Source organism: Pseudomonas sp. 05N432, from assembly GCF_056396945.1.
On the sequence record NZ_JBFTMM010000045.1, the window covers coordinates 1 to 1,768 of the forward strand.

The 1,768-nt window shown below is 53.3% G+C and carries 1 protein-coding gene and 1 pseudogene; both read right to left on the reverse strand.

Annotated elements, in window-relative coordinates:
* Positions 1–412, reverse strand: a pseudogene (locus AC1DHT_RS29100) (RHS repeat protein); the annotation flags it as partial.
* 29 nt (positions 413–441) lie between these two features.
* Positions 442–1,768: RHS repeat-associated core domain-containing protein (locus AC1DHT_RS29105; RefSeq protein ID WP_477761581.1), on the reverse strand; the 1,327-nt coding region annotated here is incomplete at its 5' end.

A 1,768-nucleotide genomic window follows, 5' to 3' on the forward strand; every position in this document is an offset into this window, starting at 1 on the left:
CCACGCCACGCTCCTGCACGGCCACCGGGCGCAGCAGTTCGTCGTATTCGGTCCGTGAGTGGCTGCCACGGCCGTCCCAGCGTTCGACGGCTTGCCCGGCCTCACCTGGCAGCGCCAGTCGCCAGCCGGCGTCCACGCTGTGGCTCGCCAACGGTACGCCGGACAGGCTGAAGACCTGACTCAGGTTGGCGGGGACGGATGCGTCGGTTTGGGCCAGGGCAAACAAATACGGATCACGGCTGGCAACCGGTCGGCCAGCGGCGTCGAACCGTTGATGGGTGACCCGCGTTTCAAGCGGATCGCCCGCCTGCCGTCGGTGGAACTGCACGGTCCTGACCGTCAGGCCACGCGAGTCCGATACCACGAGGCCAGGTGTGGCCGTGTGTGCGTATGACCAAGTTCCTGTAGGCATACATAATTACCTTGATACATGCGGGTTAGTCATACATCTCGCGCCCCCATGGACTCATGCATAGCTCCACGAATGTGGTTTATACGAGCGAGTTGATTCGGTTCCGCTGTTAGAGACGTAATTGGTTGGTCGTCAGCAGGGTTCATTGAGTGCAGAGTATTATCGATTGACCAGCTTCGCTCAGAGGGAGAATTATAGTAGCAGGGCTGTTCATCACTCGACCGAAGACGGTCAACCTCCGAGTAGGCAGGCGGGTTACCTCTCGGCCTAAAGCGGGGAACATTCAAGTATGCGGACCAGTATCCTATCGGGCGGAGGGGGTCAACTTCCGTATAGGAGGGCGAGAAATCTTCCCGTCGAGAGGATTCAATCCCTGAATCAGTGGTCGAGTATGCATTTGACGAAAGCGGCTCTACGTTCGAGTAGATGTTCGAGTGATTGGCTAATCGAATGCGGTCAACTTCCAGGTAGGCGGGCGGATAACTACTTGGTCGAAGGTTGGAGACTTTAGAATAGATGGAAAGGTAAGCGTCTGGCGGAAACTCTGGAACTTTCGAGTAGGCAGGTAAATAGGGTTTAAGTGGTATAAATTTCTTAGCGGCTTTGATGTTTGCTTTAAGGTGTTGAAATGATCTAATCTCTAATTCATTAGTTAGGCTGCTTAGGGTTTGGGGGAGTAGCGTATTGTTAAATTTTCTGATTTGACTTTTAAAGTATTTGCGCTCTTTTTTAGTTGAGATGTTTTCTATTTTGTATATTTTAGTTATGTAGTGGTTTGTTTGTTTGAAGTGGTTGCTGTATCTGGCTGATGGACGGTGCTCGGTAATAATTGCTTTGAACTCTGCTAGATATTGCTCTGGGTTGAAATCTGATCTGATATCTCCCTGCTTGTCCAGGTATGTCATGGGACTAKTTTTAACCATTGAAAACAAATTCATCCCATCCACATACCCCGCCGGATCTGGATTGATCCACCGCCGCAACCACGGCGCGTAATACCTGAAACCATAGTAATCAAGCCCCGTCGCATCGCGCTCCTTGCCGGAATAGCGCACGGTTTTGTACTTAGCCTCGGTCGTGTTCCGACCCGCCCAATAAGCGGTGTCGCCGAACGGGTAATACCATTCCTGGCTGATCAGCCTGGCCTGTTGGTCGAGTTCCAGTGTGCTGGATTTCAGGTGATCGCCCAGGCTGTAACGCACCTGATCCTGCGCAATGTCATCGGGTTGTCTGGCGACCCAATGCAGCACTTGCACACTGTTGCTGCCGGCGCTGGCGCTGATGACATGCAGGACTTCACCGGTGCCACTGTGGGTGCGGATTTCCACGCCGGGCAGATAACGCACCTCGCTGATC